Origin of the sequence: Rothia sp. HMSC072B04 (assembly GCF_001813725.1) — a bacterium.
GTDB lineage: Bacteria > Actinomycetota > Actinomycetes > Actinomycetales > Micrococcaceae > Rothia > Rothia mucilaginosa.
Genome location: NZ_KV813802.1, coordinates 169,219 through 191,489, shown reverse-complemented (window position 1 = coordinate 191,489; position 22,271 = coordinate 169,219). Strand labels below are relative to the sequence as shown.

The 22,271-nt window shown below is 57.3% G+C and carries 11 protein-coding genes; 10 read left to right on the top strand and 1 reads right to left on the bottom strand.

Annotated features, from left to right (window positions below; all coding sequences use genetic code 11):
* Positions 1–126: 126 nt before the first annotated feature.
* On the bottom strand, positions 127–3,876 hold the full coding sequence (gene mfd / locus HMPREF2928_RS04395) for a transcription-repair coupling factor (protein ID WP_070687464.1): 3,750 nt from the start codon (positions 3,874–3,876) through the stop codon (positions 127–129).
* A 557-nt stretch (positions 3,877–4,433) separates the two neighbouring features.
* Between mfd and HMPREF2928_RS04390 the strand changes: the two genes are divergently transcribed.
* From HMPREF2928_RS04390 to HMPREF2928_RS04345, 10 genes are all read left to right on the top strand, one after another.
* Positions 4,434–6,800: a fibrinogen-like YCDxxxxGGGW domain-containing protein gene (locus HMPREF2928_RS04390; protein WP_070687463.1), complete on the top strand. Its 2,367-nt coding sequence runs from the start codon at positions 4,434–4,436 to the stop codon at positions 6,798–6,800.
* A gap of 528 nt (positions 6,801–7,328) precedes the next feature.
* Positions 7,329–9,797: a fibrinogen-like YCDxxxxGGGW domain-containing protein gene (locus HMPREF2928_RS04385; protein WP_070687462.1), complete on the top strand. Its 2,469-nt coding sequence runs from the start codon at positions 7,329–7,331 to the stop codon at positions 9,795–9,797.
* A 344-nt stretch (positions 9,798–10,141) separates the two neighbouring features.
* Positions 10,142–11,002 (top strand): hypothetical protein, encoded by an 861-nt coding sequence (locus HMPREF2928_RS04380; RefSeq protein ID WP_070687461.1) that lies wholly within the window; start codon positions 10,142–10,144, stop codon positions 11,000–11,002.
* A gap of 189 nt (positions 11,003–11,191) precedes the next feature.
* Positions 11,192–14,599: a fibrinogen-like YCDxxxxGGGW domain-containing protein gene (locus HMPREF2928_RS04375; RefSeq protein ID WP_246823556.1), complete on the top strand. Its 3,408-nt coding sequence runs from the start codon at positions 11,192–11,194 to the stop codon at positions 14,597–14,599.
* Positions 14,600–15,075: 476 nt separating this feature from the next.
* Positions 15,076–15,864, top strand: coding sequence for a CDP-alcohol phosphatidyltransferase family protein (locus tag HMPREF2928_RS04370; protein ID WP_070616762.1), 789 nt, complete (start codon positions 15,076–15,078; stop codon positions 15,862–15,864).
* An 11-nt stretch (positions 15,865–15,875) separates the two neighbouring features.
* Entirely contained in the window at positions 15,876–16,826 is a 951-nt protein-coding gene (locus HMPREF2928_RS04365) for a glycosyltransferase family 2 protein (RefSeq protein WP_005506972.1), read from the top strand.
* A gap of 17 nt (positions 16,827–16,843) precedes the next feature.
* The gene (locus HMPREF2928_RS04360) at positions 16,844–18,199 is read left to right on the top strand and encodes an O-antigen ligase family protein (protein WP_070687459.1); all 1,356 of its coding nucleotides are present in this window, start codon (positions 16,844–16,846) and stop codon (positions 18,197–18,199) included.
* The gene (locus HMPREF2928_RS09250; protein WP_070687458.1) at positions 18,196–20,163 is read left to right on the top strand and encodes a lipopolysaccharide biosynthesis protein; all 1,968 of its coding nucleotides are present in this window, start codon (positions 18,196–18,198) and stop codon (positions 20,161–20,163) included. The genes HMPREF2928_RS04360 and HMPREF2928_RS09250 overlap by 4 nt, the downstream gene beginning before the upstream one ends.
* Positions 20,164–20,229: 66 nt before the next feature.
* A complete protein-coding gene (locus tag HMPREF2928_RS09245) occupies positions 20,230–21,462 on the top strand; it encodes a Wzz/FepE/Etk N-terminal domain-containing protein (RefSeq protein WP_070687457.1) in 1,233 nt (410 codons plus the stop codon).
* Positions 21,463–21,668: 206 nt separating this feature from the next.
* Entirely contained in the window at positions 21,669–22,151 is a 483-nt protein-coding gene (locus HMPREF2928_RS04345; RefSeq protein WP_005508881.1) for a UDP-N-acetylglucosamine--LPS N-acetylglucosamine transferase, read from the top strand.
* Positions 22,152–22,271 lie beyond the last annotated feature (120 nt).

The window sequence follows — 22,271 nt, the reverse complement described above, 5'->3', positions numbered from 1 at the left end:
TATGCCGCCCCTACGGGGCAAACGCACTCGCCGTGCAGATGTGCCATATTGTGGCAATCTGCACGGCGAGCATCTTCATGGTTCGGCAGCCCGATATGACTGGGCGGCGCCTACCCCTGTAGGTCTCTACTCCTCGAGAGCCTGCGGCTTCTCGGCATAAATCGAGTTGATGAACTTCTCAGCCCACTGCAGCATCGCGCCGTCCACCAGGTCCTTACCGCCCACCGGCATGGTCTTCGGGCGCGGAACCAGCGTCAGCCAGGTGTCCATACCCTTCGGCTGGGCGTGCGTGGAGCCAGGGTACACGCGCTTCAGACGCATCTGGCGGGACTCCGGCAGCGGCGTAGCGGTCACCACGCGAACCTTCGGCCCCAACACCACCAGCTCGTGAATACCGGCGGCACGGGCGTGCATGCGCACCGTCGCCACGGCAAGCAGGTTCTCTACCGCCTCCGGCAGCTCGCCGTAACGGTCGACAAGCTCCTCGCGAGCCTCCGCAATCTTCTCTTCGGTATCGGCGGCAGCAATCTGACGGTATGCCTGCAAGCGCAGACGCTCAGAATCAATGTAGGTGTGCGGAATATGCGCGTTGACGGGCAGGTCAATCTTCGTCTCGACCTCGCGCTCTTCCTTCTCGCCGCGGTAGTTTGCGACCGCCTCGCCGACCAGGCGCAGGTACAGGTCAAAACCGACCCCGGCAATATGACCGGACTGTTCGCCGCCGAGCAGGTTGCCGGCACCGCGAATCTCCAGGTCCTTCATCGCAAGCTGCAGGCCAGCGCCCAGCTCATTATGGGTCGCCACAGCCTTCAGACGCTCGTGCGCAATCTCACCGAGGGTCTTATCCACCGGGTACAGGAAGTAGGCGTAGGCGCGCTCGCGGCCACGACCCACACGGCCACGCAGCTGGTGTAGCTGGCTCAGACCGTAGTTCTGGGCGTGGTCGACAATGAGGGTGTTCGCGTTCGAAATATCCAGGCCGGTCTCCACGATGGTGGTGCACACCAGCACGTCAAAGCGGCGCTCCCAGAAGTCCACAATAATCTGTTCCAGGCGCGATTCACTCATGCGGCCGTGGGCGGTGGCGATGCGCGCCTCCGGCACAAGCTTGCCGATTTCGGCGGCAACATCGTCGATGTCAGCCACGCGGTTGTGCACGAAAAACACCTGTCCTTCACGCATGAGCTCGCGACGGATTGCGGCGGTAATCTGGCTGTCGGTGCGCGGACCAACGAAGGTCAGCACGGGGTGGCGTTCCTCCGGCGCGGTGGCAAGGGTGGAGGTCTCGCGAATACCGGTTAGCGACATTTCCAAGGTGCGCGGAATCGGGGTTGCACTCATGGCGAGCACGTCCACGTTGGTGCGCATCTGCTTGAGCTTTTCCTTGTGCTCCACGCCAAAGCGCTGTTCCTCGTCAATGATGACCAGGCCCAGGTCCTTGAATACCACGCTATCCGAGAGGATGCGGTGGGTACCGATCACCACGTCCACCGCGCCGGATGCGATTTCTTCGGTAATCTGGCGGGTTTCCTTCGCCTTCTGGAAGCGGGATAGCACACGAATCTTCACGGGGAATCCCGAGAAGCGCTCGCTGAACGTCTCGTAGTGCTGCTGCGCGAGCAGGGTCGTGGGTACGAGCACGGCAACCTGTTTGCCGTCCTGCACCGCCTTGAATGCGGCACGTACGGCGACCTCGGTTTTGCCGAAGCCCACATCGCCGGAAATGAGGCGGTCCATGGGGATTTCTTTCTCCATGTCCTCCTTTACCTCGTGGATGGCGGTGAGCTGGTCGGGAGTCTCGTTGTAGGGGAAGGACTCCTCCAGCTCTCGCTGCCAGGGGGTGTCTGCGGCGAAGGCGTGACCGCGCGAGGCCTGGCGTGCCGAGTAGAGTTTCACCAGGTCGGCGGCGATTTCCTTGACTGCCTTGCGGGCGCGGGACTTGGTCTTCGCCCAGTCGCTGCCGCCCATCTTGGACAGGCTCGGGTTCTCGCCACCCACGTAGTTGGAGATCAGGTCCAGCTGATCCGAGGGCACAAAGAGACGGTCGGGAGCGCCACCGCGCTTGGCGGGGGCGTACTCGATGACCAGGTATTCCTTCATGGGCTGCACGCCGTTGACCGGGGAGGCGCCCGCCACCGGGCGAGAAGTCATCTCGACGAAGCGACCGATGCCGTGGCGTTCGTGTACCACGTAGTCGCCGGGGTTCAGCGCGAGAGGATCAACCGCGTTGCGGCGGCGGCGCGTCTTGAATTTCTGTCCGGCGGCGCCTCGGGGTGCGTAGGTGCCGCGGCGTCCGAGCAGTTCGGCTTCGGTGAAGACGGCGAGCTTCGCCTCCTCGATGAGGAAGCCTGCGGAGGCGGGCGCCTCGCAGACCTCAACGATGCCGTGTTCGAGGTCCCCGGCGGGGTCGGCTTCGAGGCTGGTTCGGCGGGCTGCGGGTACGGCGGGTGCCCCTTCGCCGGAGTGGAAGAGGTCGATGAGGCGGTCGGTGGAGCCGCGGCCGTTGGTGAGGGCGAGGACAGTCCACTGTTGCTGGATGAGGTCGCCGACCTGGCTGAGCATGCGTTCGACGGATCCGTTGAATGCGGTTGCGGGGGTGGCGTTGACAGTGTAGGTGTCGATGCCATCTTCGATGGCGTCAGCGATGTTCTGGTTTTCGAGTGCGCCTGCGGCGGCGTCTTCGAGCAGGTCTGCGTCGGTGACGAGTTCGGTGATTTCCCACCAGCTGAGTTTGGCTTCGAGTGCCTGTGTGGTGGTTTGGTCGATGGTGCGGAATCCGCTGTCGCTCATACGCAACTGGCCCAGGTCGATGGGCGAGACGGCGTCTGCTTCCGCGGCAGTGTCCCAGGCGGCGGCGAGGAATTCTTCGTTGGTGGCGACGAGGTCTTCGGCGCGGGCACGCACGCGTTCGGGTTCGACGTTGATAATCATGGACCCAGCCGGCAGTAGCTCGGTGAGGGTGTTCATGGATTCGATGAGTAGCGGGGTGAGTGATTCCATGCCTTCGACGTAGATTCCGCCGGCAATCTTCTCAAGCATGGTTGCGGCTGCCGGGTAGTCGGCTTTCAGGCGTGCGGCGCGGCTCATGACCTCGGGGGTAATGAGCAGTTCGCGGCAGGGCAGCAGGGTGAGTTCGGTGAGCTCCTCTCCCCCGCTGAGGGTGCGCTGGTCAGCGACAGAGAAGTGGCGCATTTCGTCGAGTTCGTCACCAAAGAATTCGAGGCGCACGGGGGTAGTTGCGGTGGGCGGGAAGACGTCGATAATGCCGCCTCGTACGGCGTATTCGCCGCGCTTGGCGACCAGGTCTACGCGGGAGTATGCGGCGTCGTTGAGGCCGCGCACCACATCTTTGAAGGGGTATTCTTTGCCGCGGACCAGGTGCACGGGTTCGAGCTTTTCGATGCCGGTGACGATGGGCTGGATGACGGCGCGTACGGGTGCGATAACGACCTGGGGGCGTTTATCTGCGTCCCCGGTCATGGCGCGCAGTACCTGCAGGCGGCGGCCTACGGTGTCGGAGCGCGGTGAGAGGCGTTCGTGGGGCAGGGTTTCCCAGGCGGGGAAGAGCGCGATGTCTGCGGCGGGCAGGTAGGAGCGCAGGGCTGCGGCGAGGTCTTCTGCTTGGCGGTCGGTGGGGGCGATAATGAGGCTGAGCGCTTCAGCGGTGGTATCGCGTACTGCGGTGGAGATGTCTGCAATGAGCGCAGCGTGGGTTCCGGCGACGGCGCCGATGAGGGAGCGTGCGCTGCGTTCAGTGGGCTTCGCGGAGGCGGCGGTACGGATCGCGGCCCAGCTGCTGAGTTGGTTGAGGGTGTTCAGGAGGGGGTGCAGGGGTGCCTCGAGGGGCTGTGCGGTAGCTTTTCGGGTGGTGCTCACGGGTTCTCCTGAATCTGGGGTCTTCGCCTGCAGCGGTTGAGCTGGTGGAGGGCTGCTATGGATGGTCGGTATTGGGCGGTGCCGGTTGGGGGTGTCCGAGTGAATTTGCCTTTATTTCACGGTGCTTTATATGTGTTTTGGGTGTGTTTTATGCAGCTTTTCCATTGTAGGGCTAGTCTGCTTTTTCTGGCATTTTTCTCTGGTGTTCTTCTGCGATGGAATATATTCCTTTTTGCACTTGATTGTCGCTTTCGTGGGTGATACTTGAGTATGGTTTTCTTCCGTGTCTGTTCCTGTGCCACAACGTTCATCGCATGGGGCGTAAATCACACACTCACGGGCATCTTTGCACTTTGTGCACCATTATTTTCACAGCTTCATCCTGTACCCTAATCATTAACGCTTACAGAAAAACCAGACAGTATATCCCCTTCCGGATTCTGTTTACCTCTTCCAACCAACCTCAGGTTTTCAGTATTTACTGCGGTTTTTCTAGTGCGCTAAATTCACCGTATCTTTCGATGTTTCTTCCGGAACGTCGCATCAGAAAGACGCATATGACAACCACATACACGAACAAACCCGCTGAAAAGCGCCATGCCCGTTCATGGTCTGCTAAAAAGTGGGCCGCTTTCGCACTCGCTTTTGGTACCGCTTTCACTGCGGCACCTCTTACTCCTACTACTCCCGCCTCGGCTGCGACCGGAACCCATGACGGTTCCAGCAGCGATAAAGCAGCTGCTTCCTGTTACGAGGTCAAGCAGGTTAATCCTTCTGCCTCCTCTGGCACTTACTGGCTGTACACCCCGCAGATGAGCGGCCCGGCGCAGTTCTACTGCGATCAGGAAACTGATGGCGGCGGCTGGGTCATGATTGGTCGCGGTCGTGAGGGTTGGACCGAGTCTTACAACGGCACCGGCGACCCGAATCAACTGCACCAGAACCCCACCGGTCCTGCCGCTTTTACTCCGGTCCAGCTTCCCGCAAACACTGTCGATGCGCTGCTGAACGGCGTTAAGCCTCAGGACCTTCCCGACGGCATGCGCCTGCGCCGTGCTCACAATGCGAGGGGAACCCAGTGGCAGAACGTTTATGTTCAGCGTCCTCAGACTGAGCAGTGGACCTGGGCGATGAGCTACGGTCAGCGTTGGGGCACCGTGAAGTTCACCGGCGCCGGCATTAACCGCACCGCTCATATGGGCGGTTCCGCTTCGGAGATGGCTCCGGGCATTACCACCAGCTCTGTTCGTTTCTTCGCGAACCCGAACCAGGGCTACCAGATTGGTTTTGCGTACGGTGCACTGGTGAACTTCGGTAATGAGAATTCTGATTCGTATATTTACCACAAGCGCGGTTCCTTCGGTTACTCTATCCCCTTCACTCAGGTGTTCCTGCGCCCGAAGCTGACTCAGCGTGACTTGAACTTCTCGCAAATTGGTTCTGGCTCTGCCGCTAGCAACCGTCGTGCTCTGCCGAATAGCTACACGATGCCCGTTCGTTGGCGCACCAGTGAGCAGACTGGCACCGGCAAGAAGAACGAGATGAACACCTACGTTCAGGCTATTACTCAGGTGGGCGACACCGTCTTCACCGGTGGCGACTTCAAGTATGTGGAGTCGGCTGGCGGCGAGCGCGTTGATCAGTCGTACCTGGCTGGTTACAACGTGGATTCGGGTGAGCTGGTTCGTTCCTTCCGCCCGACTTTCAACGGCCAGATTAAGGCTCTTGAGGCTCTGCCGAATAACCGCCTGGCAGTTGGCGGCGAATTTACCGAGGTGAATGGCGAGAAGGTTAACCACTTCGTCATTCTGGACGCGACCACCGGTCAGATTGACCGCACCTGGGACCTTCAGATTCAGCGTCGCAATGGCGATGCCGCACAGGTGAAGACTCTGCTGGTTCAGGACGGTTACCTGTATATTGGCGGTAACTTCACCCACGTGAAGGGCAATACTTCTAAGGCGTACGCTTACTCGCGTGGTGCCGCTCGTATTAAGCTCTCGAACGGTGCGGTGGATTGGAACTGGCGCCCGAACTTTAACGGTACGGTCAACGGTATTACCGCTGCGTCCGATAACTCGACTGTTCACGCTGCGGGTTACTTCACTGAGCTGAATAACCAGCGTGCGTTCCGCCTGGCTGCTCTGAATGGCTCGGATGCTTCGAACATTAAGTGGGAGTGGGAGCCGTCGCTGAAGCTGAACATTACTGACCGCATTGTGTACGCGTTCCAGTTCGATGTTCAGGATGCTGGCTCGACCGTGTGGACTGGCGGCGCTGACCACCTGATTGCTAACTACTCGAAGAACGGTTACGGCCGTATTTCTTCGTCTATCTCTAAGTACGGTGGTGACTGGCAGGATCTGCATCTGAGCGGTAATACCATTTACGGTGCGTGCCACTGCGGTGACGTACTCTTTGAGGGCTCTACCGGTTACCACACCTACTGGAAGGAGTCGAAGGCAGTTCACCGTATGCGCCTGGTCGCAGCGTTCGATAAGGACAGCGGCGAGGTTATCGGTGAGTTCAGCCCGGTTCTGAAGGGCGCTAGCGGCTACGGTGTCTGGGAGTCCTTCGTGGATTCTCGCGGCAATCTGTGGGTTGGTGGCGACATTAACCGTTCGCTGGGTGCTAATGGTGAGCAGCGCACTGTCGGTTTCGCTCGCTTTGCTTCTCGCGATGTGACCGCCCCCTCGACTCCGTCGAACCTGTCGGTTCAGCGTGATGGTTCGACCGATAAGCTGTCCTGGTCTGGCGTTCGTGAGAGCGGTACTCGCTACCAGGTGCTACGTGATGACCGTGTGATTGCTACGGTCTCGGGTACCAGCTACGAAGTTGAGCACACCGATGGCGCTCGCTACTACGTGCGTTCCATCGATGCATCTGAGAATTTCTCAGCTTCTACAGGAGCTGCTCAGGCTTAGGTCAGGTTGTTGATCTAGTTTCTTTGAGCCGCCGCCTGATTTGGGCTCTGCTGGGTTTGCGGGGTTCGAATCAGGCGGTGGCGCACCCGGGGTGTATACCCCCTATAGTTTTGGTTTAGCCCAAGTTGCCCAGTTTGCTATCGCTTCGCCTCTGCGGCGGCTATGATGGGTTGGGATTCATTGCGTCGGATGGGTTGCTTCCATCCTTCCGATGATGGGCTGAATCTTGGTCTGTGGTGTTTTTTCACTGTTGGTACGACAGGGGAAGCTTCACAGATTTTTTAGCGTTCTGTTTCTTACGGGTGCGTTGCCGTTGTTGGCTTCGTGCGTGAGGGGCGGGGCGTATTCATTCAATTTCCGATAACTACACTCACTGATTCCGGCAGCAGACTCTCTGTTAGTGCAGTTCATAACGCTTCTTCCCTCCCCGATGCATGGTTACTATGCTGTGCCCTGTGTTGGGTGGGTGTTGCTGTGTGAATTGCATTTTTCTGTTGTGTACCGGTTGAGGTCTCTAGGAGAGACATAATGAATTTTCTTCCGTTCGCGCGTGGAGGGCGTTCGCAGGGCGCTGCTTCGTCCGCTTCTGAGGGCTCTCGAGTAGCTTCTCGTGCTGGTTCCCGCGCTTTGGGTGCTGCGGCTGCTTCTTTTGCGATGGTTGCGGCTTCTTTGGGCCCGATTGCTTCGGGGGCTCAGGCTGCTGATGCTCGCTACTATGACGGTTCGTCGAGTGAGCGCGCAGCAGCAAGCTGTTGGGAAGTTAAGCAGAATAATCCGCGGGGTAAGAGCGGCGCGTACTGGCTGTACACCCCGCAGATGAGCACTCCTGAGCAGTTCTATTGTGATCAGGAAACTGACGGCGGCGGCTGGGTCATGATTGGCCGCGGTCGTGAGAGCTGGACCGAGAACTACAACGGTCGTGGCGATGCTAAGCAGCTTCACCAGAATCCCACTGGTTTTGATGCGGTGCAGTTGCCGGGCCAGACGGTGAACGCGCTGCTGAACGGCACCCATCCGCAGGATTTGCCTGACGGCGTGCGTTTCCATCGCGCCATGAACGTGAATGGTACCGCATGGCAGGATTTTAAGGCTACGCGTGCCGCGAGCACCGAGTGGTCTTGGACCCTTCGCTCAACGATGTACTGGTCGAACATTTCGATTACTCATCCGCGACAGTACCGTGGTTACAACTACTACCGTCAGGAGAAGACGGCGGGCAATATCTTCCGTTACGACTATTCGGACGATTTCCGTTCCCTGCACTTCGTGGAGAAGCCTTCGCAGGGTTATAAGCTGGGCTTTACCTATGGCTCGCGCGCTAAGATTACGGGTTGGTTCCAGGATTACCTGTTGAATAGGACTTCTTCCTATATCTACCGCCCGGCAAATGATTCGACCACCCCCCTGGTGTTCACTCAGATGTTCTTGCGCCCGAAGGTGACTCAGAACGATTTGGCGGCTAAGGGTCTGCACGCTTACGGCCAGCAGGGTGCTCCGGCAAGTAGCCGCCGTGCACTGCCCAATAGCTACTCTGAGAAGTGGAAGTGGCGTACGAGTACTGACACCGGTACCGGCAAGAAGGGTGAAATGAACACCCAGGTTGAGGCGATTACCGAGGTTGGTGGCGCTGTCTTTACCGGTGGCGATTTCGCGTACGTTGAGTCCGCAAGCGGCGAGAAGGTCGAGCAGGCCTTCCTCGCGGGTTACGAGGTAGGTACCGGCGAGCTACGCCGGTCTTTCCGCCCGAAGATTAACGGTCAGGTGAAGTCGGTTGAGGCTCTACCGAATGGCCTGCTTGCCGTGGGTGGTTCTTTCGACCAGGTGAACGGCGAGTACTATAACGGTTTCGTGCTTCTGGATCCGAAGACCGGTCAGGTGGCTAAGGACTGGGATATCCGTGTGGTCAGCCGTATTGCTTCTGTTCCGGTTCAGATTAAGACCCTGCACGTGCGTGACGGCTACCTGTACATTGGTGGTTCATTCACTCATTTGAAGGGCCAGACCTCCCCGACCTACGCGTACTCGAGGAACCTGGCTCGCATTAAGTTGAGCAATGGTGAGGTGGATTGGAACTGGCGTCCGGTCTTTAACGGCACTGTTAACGGTGTGAGCGCTTCCGAGGGTAACAGCCACGTGTACGTGGCCGGCTACTTCACGCAGCTTAACGGTGGTGAGGCATTCCGTATCGCCAACATTACCAATCCCCGCCAGAGCGGCGGCGACTGGACTCATGAGCCCTCGTACGTTCCTTCTAGTGCCCAGACCTGGGATTTGAAGAACGAGCGTAAGATGTGGGGTTTCCAGTTCGATGTTCAGGACGCTGGTTCCTCCGTCTGGCTGGGTGGCACCGAACATATGATTAGCCGTTACGAAAAGTCGAGCATGCGCCGCACCTACAGCGCGATTACTCGCGAGGGTGGCGATTTCCAGGATCTGCACCTGAATGGCAATACCATTTACGGCGCGTGCCACTGCGGTGACTTCATCTACCAGGGTGCAACCAAGGTTGATTCGGAGTGGGTGAACGCTACGGACGCCCAGACGATTCGTTTGGTCGCAGCGTTCGATAAGGATACCGGCCAGGTGCTACCGGAGTGGGCTCCGATTATGAACGGCGCCTACGGCTATGGTGTGTGGGAGTCCTTCGTGGATTCGACCGGCACGCTGTGGGTTGGTGGCGATATCCGTAAGTCGCTGGGTGCTAACGGTGTCCAGCCGACCATTGGCTTCGCGCGTTATGCACCTCGCGATGTGGCGCCTCCGGCTACCCCGAGCAATCTGAAGGTCACGAAGAACGGTTCGAAGGATCAGCTGACTTGGTCGGGTATTTCCGAACGTAATGTGAAGTACCAGGTTCTGCGCGATGATCGTCCTATTGCAACGGTAACGGGTACGAGCTATTCGGTGGATCACCGCGATGGCGCCCGCTATTATGTGCGCGCGGTAGATACTGCGGATAACTATTCGGCAAGCACCGAGGCTGTCCAGGCAGCATAACACCTCATCAGGGCGATATGCACTTTTGTGACAAAGAATTTTAGTGATGTTCGCCCTATTATCCCGGGCTGGTTCATAACCAGCCCGGGACTTTTTTGCACATTGTGAATCTATTTCATTCATTTACATGAAGGTTTTTTCATTCAGAGATACATATTTACCTTCTATTCGACCCGAAATAGAGCATTATTTAGGGCTTATTCTCATCATTTATAAAAACGTTATTTTTGCGAATCCAAGTATTCTCCCAGCTTTGCGTGTTAGCCTTTAGGTGCTTTGTCATCGTGCAAGGTATTATCTTCCGGAAATAGTCAATCTCACTCCAACCACTAAAGAGGCTTCCTATGTCAGCATTCTTCAAGCAGCCCTCCCGGTCTCGCCTTCTGGGAACCCTGGGCACCCTTGCAGTATCTGCTCTGGTTCTGAGCGCTTGCGCTACTGAAAACCCGAGCTCCGACAGCTCTTCTTCGGCTTCTGCATCCGCCAGCGTTTCCGCTTCTGCGCACGCTTCTTCCGCTCAGTCCTCGAGTACCTCTCCCCAGGTTTCCGAGCATGGCACCGCTGAAGCCTCCTCTGAAGCTTCGGGCGACGCATCCCCCAAGGCGGATGCTGAGGCTACTTCTTCTGATGGCCAGAAGCTTGAAGAGATTTACACTGGTTCGGAGGAAATGAAGAAGGCTTCTTCCGTGCCCGTGGACACTGAAGAAGTTAAGAAAACCACCGAGCTGGTCAATTCCTACGAAAACATTCTGACCAAGATTAAGGCGGCTCCTTCTGCTGCGCCTTCCCCGGAACGCACCGCTGATCCAAGTAGCGACGAAGAGGCTGAGCAGCAGAACGTTGAGCAGGCCCGCGCTGTTCTCGATGATGAGACGATTCATTCCATCGAGGCCGTAGCGGTAGACTCCGCTGCCGCTGAGTTTGCTGTGCAGGCTTCCGAATATGCACTGGCAGGCTGGCACTATGAAGGTTCTTCCACTGTAGTGGGTAGCCCCCGTATGGCTGAAACTCAGTACAAGGGTCAGCCCGCACGCATGCTGGAAGTATGCATGGATTCTTCCTCCGTGAAGATCTATGACGAGAATAATCAGCCTGTAAAGGATGACAATTCTCCCAAGCGTTCACTCAATATCTACACCCTCGTTCAGGTCGATGGTCAGTGGAAGATTGCAACCCACGACTTCCCGAACAATCCTGATTGTTAGGGTTTTAATTAAGATGCCGGTTTCCAGCTATGATTCGCTGGAAACCGCGCATTGTCGTCCATCGCGCATTAATGTTGATGCACATTCGATAACATTTCTTGGCATTCATTTGGAGATATTATGAAAGCCCACCTTGGTATGACGGGCTCAGGCTTTTCTCGTTCTGCTATAACCCGCTCGACTCTTTGCTTGAGCATTGCTACGGCTTTGGCTTTGCCCGTAGCTATCCCCGCTATTACGCCGAGTACCGCTGTCGAACAGACTGCGGAAAAAAGGGACTCTGCTTTCTACAATGGCACGACCTCCGAGCGTGCTGCCGCCAGCTGTTGGGAAGCCAAGCAGGCTAACCCCGAGGCAAAGAGCGGCGCATACTGGCTGTACACCCCCGCAATGAGCCAGCCGGCACAGTTCTACTGCGATCAGGAAACTGATGGCGGCGGCTGGCTCAAGATTGGTGAGGGTCGCGATGGCTGGACCGAAAACTACGAGGGTCAGGGCGATACGTCTCAGCTCTACAGCGATGCGGCACCCGCATCGTCCGGTTTGACGCTTGAGCAGGGTAAGGCTCTGAGCTCCCTGCCCGCAGCGAAGACCCCGATTCAGCTTTCGGGTACCACTATTTCTCAGCTACTTAATGGTGTTCGTCCCGATCAGCTGCCCGATGGTTACCGTTTCCGCCGTGCCCTGAACACTTCGGGCACCAAGTGGCAGGAGGCGACGGTTGATCGCCGCCAGACCTCCGAGTGGACTTGGGCTCTGCGTTCGAGCGCTGTATGGTCGAACGCGACAGTCACCAACCCTGAGGAGTTCTCTTCTTACAATGAAAATGGCCGCAGGGACTGGCCTAACGGCACGTGGCAGGACCACATTCTGGGCGGTCAGAATAACGGCTTCAAGACGTTGAAGTTTGATGAGATGGCTTCCCAGGATTACCGTATGGGTTTCCGTTACGGTGCGAACGCCCCCATTTCACATGGCGGTTCTGAGCCGGAGATGACCGACGCGCAGAACTCTTACATTTACGGTAAGGACGGTAAGGGTGAAACCTCATTCGGTTATACCCAGATGTTCCTGCGCCCGAAGCTGACCCAGAACGATTTGCATCTGGGCGCTATCCCGGATTCCGGTACTCAGGCGAGCGCTCGTCGTGCCCTGCCCAGTAGCCGTTCGGCGGATTGGCGCTGGCGCACCAGTGCTAAGACCGCCTCCCGTAAAACCACCGAGATGAACACCTATGTTGAGGCCATCACCGAGGTCAATCACGGCAACGGCACCTCCAGCGTGTTTATTGGCGGCGACTTCGAGTACCTTGAGTCCTCTACCGGTGAGCATGTTGCGCAATCTAATATTGCTGCTTTTGACCCGGAAACCGGCGAGTTGCGCCGCGACTTCAAGCTGACTGTTAATGGTCAGGTGAAGGCTGTTGAGGCTCTGCCGAATAACCGTCTAGCGGTTGGTGGCGCCTTTACCCTGGTTAACGGTAAGAAGCATGAGAGCTTCGTCGTTGTTGATGCCACGACCGGTGAAATTGCCCCTGAATGGGCCCAGGTTAGAGTCGAAGATCGTATTCTCACCGAGCCCATGATGGTGAAGACCATCCATCGTCAGGGTGACTACGTATACATTGGTGGCACCTTTACCCACGTTTATGAAAGTGAAAAGGCGGGTGCTGCGTATTCACGCAATATTGCCCGTTTTAAGTTGGGCGAACCTTCTAACGGCGTGCCCGGTATTGTGAGTATAGACCGTAACTGGCGCCAGGTGTTCAACGGTACTGTCAACGGTATTAGCGCCTCCGCTGATAACTCTCACGTTTACGTCGCCGGTTACTTCACCTGGCTCAACGGCGGTCTTGCCTACCGCGTGGCTGATATTACTCAGAACATGCAGAAGGGTAGTCCGTGGGTGTACCAGCACTCTGAGATTCCTACCGGCGCTAATGTCTCTGATCTGCGTAGCGAAACCAAGATTTGGGGTTTCCAGTTCGACGTTCAGGATGCCGGTACCGGCGTCTGGGTGGGTGGTACTGAGCACCTTATTTCTCGTTACGACAAGGCATCCCTGAGCCCCACCTACACTGCAATTACCCGTGATGGTGGAGATTTCCAGGATTTGCATCTGAACGGCAACACCATTTATGGTGCCTGCCACTGCGGTGACTTCCTCTACCAGGATTCGCGTAATAAGCCGTTCCCGGTGAGCGGTTCAAGCGTGATTCATTCGATCAAGCTGGTTGCTGCGTTCGATAAGGACAGCGGTAAGATGCTGCCGGAGTTCTCCCCCGCTATTAAGGGTGACCACGGCTTCGGTATCTGGGAGTCTTTCGTTGATTCTAAGGGCACTCTGTGGGTTGGCGGCGATATTCACCGTTCGCTAGGTGTTCACGGCACCCAGGATACCGTCGGTTTTGCGCGCTTTGAGGCTCGCGATGTGACCCCTCCGGCTACCCCGCAGAACCTGAAGGTAGAGCTGAAGGACGATAAGGACGTTCTGACCTGGGACGCTGTGCAGGATACCGATAGTGTCCGCTACCAGATTCTGCGTGATGACCGAGTCATCGCTAGTACTTCGGGTACGAAGTTCGAGATTGACCACACCGATAACGCACGTTACTTTGTACGCGCTGCGGACAGCTCGGATAACTACTCTGCCTCCACTCCGGTTCAGGTAGCTCCGGTTCGCCCGACTCCTACCCCCACGGAGACCGCGACCGAGACTCCTACCGCTGATCCGACGGCAAGTGCTGATCCGACCGCTACTGCTGACCCCAGTGCTTCGGCAAGCGCTACCCCGAGTGCAGAAGCAACTACTGAGGCGCCGAAGGCCCAGGATCCGGACCCGAAGACTGAGGAGCCCAAGCCCGAGGACCCGAAGCCTGAGGAGCCCAAGCCCGAGGACCCGAAGGAAGAGAATCCTAAGGACGAGGCCGCTAAGGACCAGATTGTTCTGCCCTACGCGTCCGAGTGGAAGTACATGGTCTCCAGTCAGGCTCCTAACCGTAAGTACGGTTGGAAGTACAACTTCCACTTCACCTTGGAAGATATCGCGCAGGAAGCATGGCAGACCGGCAAGACCCCGATTGGTGTCGGCACCGGTAACCTCAACACCTCCGTTCATGTTCCGCTCATGCGTAACCGCCAAAATATCTACGCCTACACCACCATCCAGCTCACTCGTGAGCAGGCGAGCCGCGACCTGGTGCTGACCACCTACGCAGATGACGCTATTGCGGTGGGTGTCAACGGTGAAGAGGTTGGCCGTTCCAACTTCAACATCAGGGGCAAACTGTGGAATAGCGCGGTTGCATCGAGCTCGATTGATACCGCTAAGGCTCAGAAGACTCCGGTGACCTTCACCGTTCCGGCGTCCAAGCTGAAGGTTGGCGAGAACCTCATCGCAGTTGAGGTTCACCCGGGCATTAGTCGACGTAACGTTCGCCCGAATGTAAGCTTCGACCTGCAGGCAACTGCTAAGGCGCCGGTTGCTGAGCAGCCCATGGTCGATAACGCGAACAACGCGGCAGCCGACCGGGGCGAGCGACGCATCGTCAATAACGGAGTCGGAACCCGCGTTCCGATGCAGGCTCGAAGGAACTAATACCTTCTAGACAATCTCAGCCAAATGGGGTTTGATTTTCTGAATGATTCAGGAAATCAAACCCCATTTGCGTGTGCTACCCGTTTTTCTGTGTTTTTTGCATCATTTATTCCTGTTATTTGTGTTTCTGTTATGTGTATCTCAGCACAATGTTCAGATATGAATTCTAAAACCATAATTCACAGGATGAAGGCGTCGATACCCCCGGTTTGTTAGGCTCCTACCCTGCACGCAGAAACCCGCCAATCTGCACTATAGAGCATTGTCAGCGGCTTTTTGCGACACAATTGTTGACCCTGACCACACGCCCCCTGTCGCACTTTATCTCGTTGTAAAATATCTATATAGTGGTGTATGTGAAAAAGGGACCAACCACCTCTTTTTTCGCGTGCGGGACTTCCGGACTTTCTCGCAGCCGCCCCGAAAGGGAGTAATTCACTCTCCTTCACTCCTCTCACCGATTAAAAGGAATGTGCATGTCCACCTCTGAGGCACCTCACACCCCAAACTCCGCGCCCGCATCGGGATTTTCTGCGAAGTTTTCTCACACCCTGCGCTCTCTTGAAGCAGCGCAGAAGCCTGGCATTGGCGTTCCCGCCTACACCCGCTGGGTCAACCGCCGAGTAGCACGCTACTTCGCTGCGGCAGCTGTCGCACTGGGCATCACCCCCAACGGCGTCACCGCTATTTCCGCCGCATGTTCCGCAGCAGGCCTCGTCGTTCTGATTACGTGCCCGCCCAGCGTTGGTGTAGGTATCTGCGTTGCACTACTCTTCGCCCTCGGTTACGGCCTGGACTCTGCTGACGGTCAGGTTGCTCGCGTGACCGGTGCGTCCTCCCCCGCCGGTGAGTGGCTCGACCATGTGGTCGATTCCATCCGTGTGCCCTCGGTGCACATGGCAACTCTGCTCTCTTTCCTGCTGTACCCGGCACACTATTCCTTCACCGGCTCTAGCGCTTTCAACGGCTGGATCATTGCGATGCCCATGATTTTCACCGCTCTGACCGCCGGTCACTTCATGAGCCAGATTCTGGCTGAACAGCTGCGCAACAACCGCAAGACCGCAGCACCGCCCACCGGTGGCCCCCTGCGCTCCTTCATCAACCTGCACATGGACGCTGGCACCCTCTGCTGGATCTACATTTTTGTTGGCTTCGGCCCCGTATTCGTCATCGTCTACGCGCTGCTTCTGCTGGCTAATGCCGCAACCGTCCTGCTGTCCATGCGTCGCAAGTACGTTAGCCTCGCGACCCCCGCTGAGTAAGGAGAATCCCAATGATGCACTTCACCTCTCGCAACCCTGCTGTTTCCGCCGTTATCGCGACCAACGGCAAGCGCCCCGAGCTGCTGCGCGTGGCTGTCCGCTCTATCCTTGAGCAGAGCTACCGCGGTTTCGTTGAAGTTGTTGTCGTCTTTGACCGTGTTGAGCCCGACCGCCTCGAGGATATTGAGGTCGGCGAAAACCGTGCCCTGAAGATTGTCTCCAATACCCGTTCCGGCGGTCTGGCTGGCGGCCGCAATAGCGGCATCATCGCCTCCAGTGGTGAGATGATTGGCTTCTGTGATGATGACGACTACTGGATGCCTTCCAAGCTCACCCAGCAGGTTGCTCTCTGGCGCGAAAACCCCGAAGCAGCCGCTATCTCTTCGGGTATTACCGTGCGTTCCGGCGGTCAGGACATCGTGCGCCTGGCGCCCGAGCGCGCGACCTTCGCTGACTTCCTGCGTTCGCGCATTACCGAAATTCACCCCTCCGCAATGCTGTACTCCCGCGAGGATCTGCTCGGCGTTGACGGTCAGCCCGCCCGCATCGGTCTGGTCGATGAGGAGTTGCCCGCCGCCTACGGTGAAGACTACGACCTGCTGCTACGCGCAACCCGCCACGGCGATGTGCTGAGCGTGCCCGAGCCGCTGATTCTGGTGCTCTGGGACCGTCCTTCCTTCTTCTCTGGCAAGTGGCAGTCCATGGTTGACGGTCTGAGCTACATTCTGCGTAAGTTCCCCGAATTTGAGCAGGACCCCAAGGGCCTGGCACGTATTGCCGGTCAGATTGCGTACGCTCAGGCGTCTTTGGGCAACAACAAGGAGGCGCGCGCGTACGCTCGCTCCGCTCTGCGCCGTGACCCCAAGCAGCTTCGTGCTTGGGCAGCATACGTTGTATCCACCGGCATTATTAAGCCCGCTACGCTTCTTGATCTCGTCCAGAAGACCGGTCGAGGTCTCTAACCAGGTATCGCACAGACATGGTTTCCTCTTCCGTTCTTTCTCATCCGGGTGCTTCGCCTGTTGCGCTGAAGGATTCCGCAGGGTCGGCTAGTACGCCGCCCAGCGGTATTCTGCGTGCCCGCGCGCGCATCCGTCCGATGTCGACAGCGCAGAAGAAGCTCCCCGCATGGCCTCTGCTGGCGTTGCTGTACGGCTTCCCGGCGCTGTGGGCTCTGGGGCTGCTTCAGGTTGCGCCGCTGGTACTGGCAGCGATCATGCTTTTTTACCTCATCATTCGAGGTAATGTGCGTGTGCCCGGTTCCTTGTGGGTGTGGGGCGCATTCTGCGTATGGGTTGTTGTTGCGGCACTTGCTCTGACCCGTTCCACCGACATGATTGGTTGGGGTCTGCGCTTTGTGAACATTCTCAGCGCCGGCATTTACGCCCTGTACTACTACAATGCGCGCTCCTCTATTAGCCTCAACAGGTTGTTGGGTGGTCTGGCGACTCTGTGGGTGACCCTCATTGTGCTGGGTTATGGCGGCGTTCTCTTCCCCGAGTTCCGTCTGCGTACCCCGATGAGCTTCATCATGCCTTCTGGTTTCATGCAGAACCCGCTGGTGCGTGACTATATGCTTCCTCCTCTGGCGGAGGTTCAGCGCCCGTGGGGTGCACCTGAGGCGTATATTCGCCCCTCCGCACCGTTCCCCTACGCGAATAGTTGGGGTCTGGCGTACACCCTGCTCACCCCGGTGATGCTGGCGTGCCTGTTGCGTCTGCGTTCCATCTGGCTGCGCGTTGCGTTGCTCATCGGTATGGCTCTTTCTACTGTTCCGGCAATTGCGACCAGTAACCGCGGCATGTTTATTGGTCTGGGTATTAGCGCAGCATATGTTTTGCTGCGTCAGTTCCTGGCAGCTAATTGGCGTGCTGTAGGCATGGGTGTTGCAGCGATTGCGGCTGTCATCGTGGCACTTTTCGCTTCGGGCACTGTGGACAATATTCTGGGCCGTCAGGATTACTCTGACTCGACCGGCGGTCGTGCGGCGCTCTACCGTGCTACCTGGAATGCGACCTTGGAGTCCCCGATTATCGGTTATGGCACTCCGCGCATGGAACCGAGCATTGGTGTGTCGATGGGTACCCAGGGTTACCTGTGGACTTTGATGTTCTGCTTCGGTTTCGTAGGTCTGGCACTATTCGCACTCTTCATGGTGTGCACTGTGGCAAGCGGCGCACGAGTGAAGACCGCCTCCGGGTACTGGTTGCATAGTGTGCCGGTGGCGTGCTGCGTTGTCTTTATTTTCTACAGCTTCGATATTGCTCAGCTGACGATTCTGATGCTCGCTTCGATGGCGTGCATGCGTTCCATTCGGGATGGTGAGGGGCTATGACGAAGGATCAGTCCCCTCGTGGTTTAGATACCGCTTCGGTTTCGTCTTTTGATGATGCGTATTCGATGGGTGGTCATCCTAGCCGTCGTGCGCGTCTGCGTGAGAGCGGCGAGTATGTGGATCCGGTAGTGGAACAGTCTGATTCTCAGGCAGAGTCTTCTGCTGATGAGTTTGCTCCCACGGTGGATGACATCCGTTCCGGTCGTTTTCCTGCGACCACGGCGCTGTCGATTGTGCCTCCCGCTCAGGGCTTTGCTCCTGAGAAGTCGCTCTCCGATTCTTTGGAAGCGAGTTCTTCGGGTACTTCGACTGCTGGTTCTTCGGAGGCAAGCTCTGCCACTGTGGTGGGCGCTCATCTGCCCGGTTCTCGCAGGACGGCATCAGCTACTGTTGAGTCTGCCGATTCGAAGGCACAGACCGATAGCGCCTCAGCGAAGGATGCTCCAGCGAAGGATGCTCCAGCGAAGAAGGCTCCTACGAAGGGTAAGCAGCCCAGCCTCGCGAAGAGCGGTTCTCTCGCTTCTCTGTGCGTGATGTACGGTGCCGGTATCGCGTTCGTGACCACGATGGTGGTGTCGAATGGTATTGGTGCTGAGGGTTCGGGCGAGTTTTTCCGTCTGATGGCGTTGTTCGCGATTGCGATTTCGCTGGTGACCTTCGGCGCGGATACGGGTCTAGTTCGTACGATGAGCGCTCAGCGTGCGCTGGGTCGTTACGGCGTGTTGCCGCAGCTGATTCAGTACGGTCTGATTCCTTCGCTGGTGACTTCGGTGCTTCTGGTGGCGGGTGTGTACATCTACACCGAGGTTGTGCCGATGGCTCCTGAATATCAGTCGGCTATGCGCGTCAGTTCGGCTTTCGTTCTGGTTGCGGCGCTGATGACGGTGTTCTTCGGTGCTCTGCGTGGCCTGCACCGTGTGGTGACTTTTACGGTTCTGCAGAATGTTCTGCTTCCTACTCTGCGTTTTGCGGCTGTGGGTTTGGTGGTTCTGTTCTCGGGCCAGCTCATGGAGCTGGTGTACGCCTGGACTATTCCGGTGGCAATTACTGCGGTGGTTGCTCTGTGGCTTTTGGAGCGGGCGTTCCCCAACGAGGAGCATGTGGAGGTTCTTCCTTCTGAGGATTCTCCGACTGAGACGTTCCGTTCGTTCTGGGGTTTCAGCTCTGCACGCGGTGTCGCTACCGTTGTGGAGACGATCCTGGAGTGGATTGACGTGCTGGTCGTGACGGCGTTCTTGGGCGCCGCTGCCGGTGGTATCTATGGTGCTGTGAACCGTTGTGTTCGTGTGGGCACCATGATTGAGCACACTGGTCGTGTGGTGACTGGCCCGTCGATTAGTGCGGCGTTGGCGACCCGTCAGCTGGACCGTGCTCGAGAGATTTTCTTATCGACCACTCGTGTATTGACTGCTCTGTCGTGGCCGTTCTACCTCTCCCTGGCGTTCTTTGGTCCCGTGCTGTTGCATTTCTTCGGTAAGGGCTTTGAGGCTGGCGCCGGTATCCTCTGGGTGATTTGCCCGGCGGCGATGCTGTCGATGAGTGCCGGTGGCGTGCAGTCTGTTCTGCTGATGAGCGGTAAGAGCCGCTGGCAGCTGTTGAACAAGCTCTCCTCGCTGGTGGTGGCTGTGACTTTGAACTTCACGCTGGTTCCGGTTTGGGGCCTGTACGGTGCAGTGACGGCGTGGGCATCGGCTCTGCTGATTGATACCTTCCTGGCGAGCTACCAGGTATTCCGTTTGGTGGGTATTCGCGCTTCGGTCCGTGAGATGGCTCCTTCGCTCTTCTTGGGCGCAGCTGTTCCGACGGCGTGTGCTCTAGCGTCTTTGGCCGTTTTGGGTCAGAGCGTGCTGGGTGTCATCGTGTACGTGGTGCTGCTGGTGCCGGTGTACGGTGCGGTGCTGTTCCGCTTCCGCAAGGCACTCGGCATTGAGCGTTTCCTTTCCGCCCGCCGAGCGAAGTCTTAGCCTTCCGCTTCTTCTACGTTTTTCTCCGATATTTAGTGTCCGTTTCTCTTCCTCAAGGATGTCCACATGGATAACACCTCTCATACCTCCTCGGTTACCCTTGGCAGCCAGGTACGTCGCATTTTCCGACACCGTCTGCTGATTCTGCTGTCGGTCGTGATTTTTGCTGTGGCGGGTGCCGCCTACGGCTACATGACCAATAGCAAGTACACTTCTAAGGCTTCGCTGGTTGTTTACCCGCTGGTGGTTGATCCCGCCGGTACCGGTAGCGCTAACTCCGCGAAGGTGGATATTGCGACCGAGTCTCGCGTTGCTTCCTCTCGCGAGGTTGCGCAGAACGCGGCTAAGGCTCTGATTGCTAATGGCGATACCCTCTCTGAGGCTCAGCTGACCAGCCGCCTGATGAACTCCGTCAAGGTGACTGGCACCTCCCAGACTGCTGTGCTGGATATTGAGGTAACCCGCCCCAACGGCACGGAGGCTGCACGTTACGCTAACGCTATGGCAAACGCGTACCTGCAGGTTCGTTCCGAGTCTCTGAAGAGCAGCGTTGATTCCGCTCTGCACCAGATTGATGAGCAGATTTCTGGCCTCGAGGGTGATAACAACCGTGCGGCTCTGCTCTCTCAGTTGCAGGATCGTCGTGCTCAGATTCAGCTGACTTCTACTACCGGTGGCCGCGTGATGAGCGAGGCTCAGGTTCCTTCTTCTTCCTCGGCTCTTGGCCCGGTGAAGATGGGTATTGTTGGTGCTGTTGCAGGTCTGCTGATTGGTGCCGTACTGGCTTACGGTCGTGACCGTACCATGCGTCACGTTGGTTACGCTGATCGTCTGGAAGATGCTGGCATCCCCGTTCACGAGCTGGGTTCCACCTCTGAGGCGAATGACGCGTTCATGCTGCTGCGCACCATTGGTGCTCCTGACGGCGATGTGAAGAGCGCTGGTGCTTCCGGCGTTGTCATTCTGCCCGGTACTGACCGCGGTGTTGAGCACCTGTACCAGATGCTGCAGCGTGTTCTGCCTACCGAGTACGCACGTTTCACCGATTACGCTTCGGTTCGTGACGCTCTGACCCGCCACACCCCCGAGTCGCTGGTTGAGAAGAGCGAGACTCCTCTGGTGATTAGCCTGAGCACCGCTACTCCCCTGTCGACCCAGCTGCGTTTTGTTCAGGCTGGCGGCGTGGCTCTGGTTCCGGTGACTGCGGCTACTTCTCTGCAGCAGGTTCGTGAGCTTTTCGCTCAGCTGGATCAGCTTGAGGGCGTGAACGCTCTGGCTGTGTTCCTGGATCGCGAGTAATCAGACCGCGAGTACTCGGGGTTCTGTTGATGGATGCCTCGCCTCTGTGCGGGTTCGTCCTTCGTCCTTGAGCTTAGGGTGCGGTGGTACCTGCTGAGGTGGATCTATTGTGATAGGTCTGTTGATGCCGGTTCCGCCGGGCCCGTCAGCTCACCCTTATCTTCTCTTCTTATTTTTCTCTTGTATTGGGGCTTTAGGAGAACACTATGACTGAGTCAACTTCCTCTCAGGCACCGAAGAAGAAGCTTCTGCTGGTTTCTAGCAGTGGCGGACACTTGAAGCATCTGACAGCTACTTCTGCTGCGTGGCAGGATTATGACCGCGTGTGGGTTAGCTTTAAGCAGCCCGATGTTGAATCTTCTCTCGCTGATGAGAAGACCTATTGGGCGTATTACCCGACCACCCGAAATATTAAGAACGCTATTCGTAATCTGTTCTTGGCATTTCGTATTTTCCCGAAGGAATGTCCGGATGCGGTTGTTTCTGCGGGTGCAGGTGTTGCTGTTCCTTTCTTTGTTGCAGCTAAACTTTTTGGCGTAAAGACTCTTTATATTGAGTGTTTTGACCGCCCGACTCTGCCGACGATGACCGGCAAGATGTTGTACACCTTTGCTGATCGAATTATTGTTCAGAGCGAGGAACAGCAGAAGAATTTCCCTGATTCTCGTGTGATTCATCCCATTTTCTAAGAGTGATGAATTTATCCTGAAAATAGCGTCCTCGCGTGTGCTGAGGGCGTTATTTTCAGGGTATAGTATTTATTAATACATACAGATACGCATAAGTCGTGCGCTCCACTGTGGACTCAC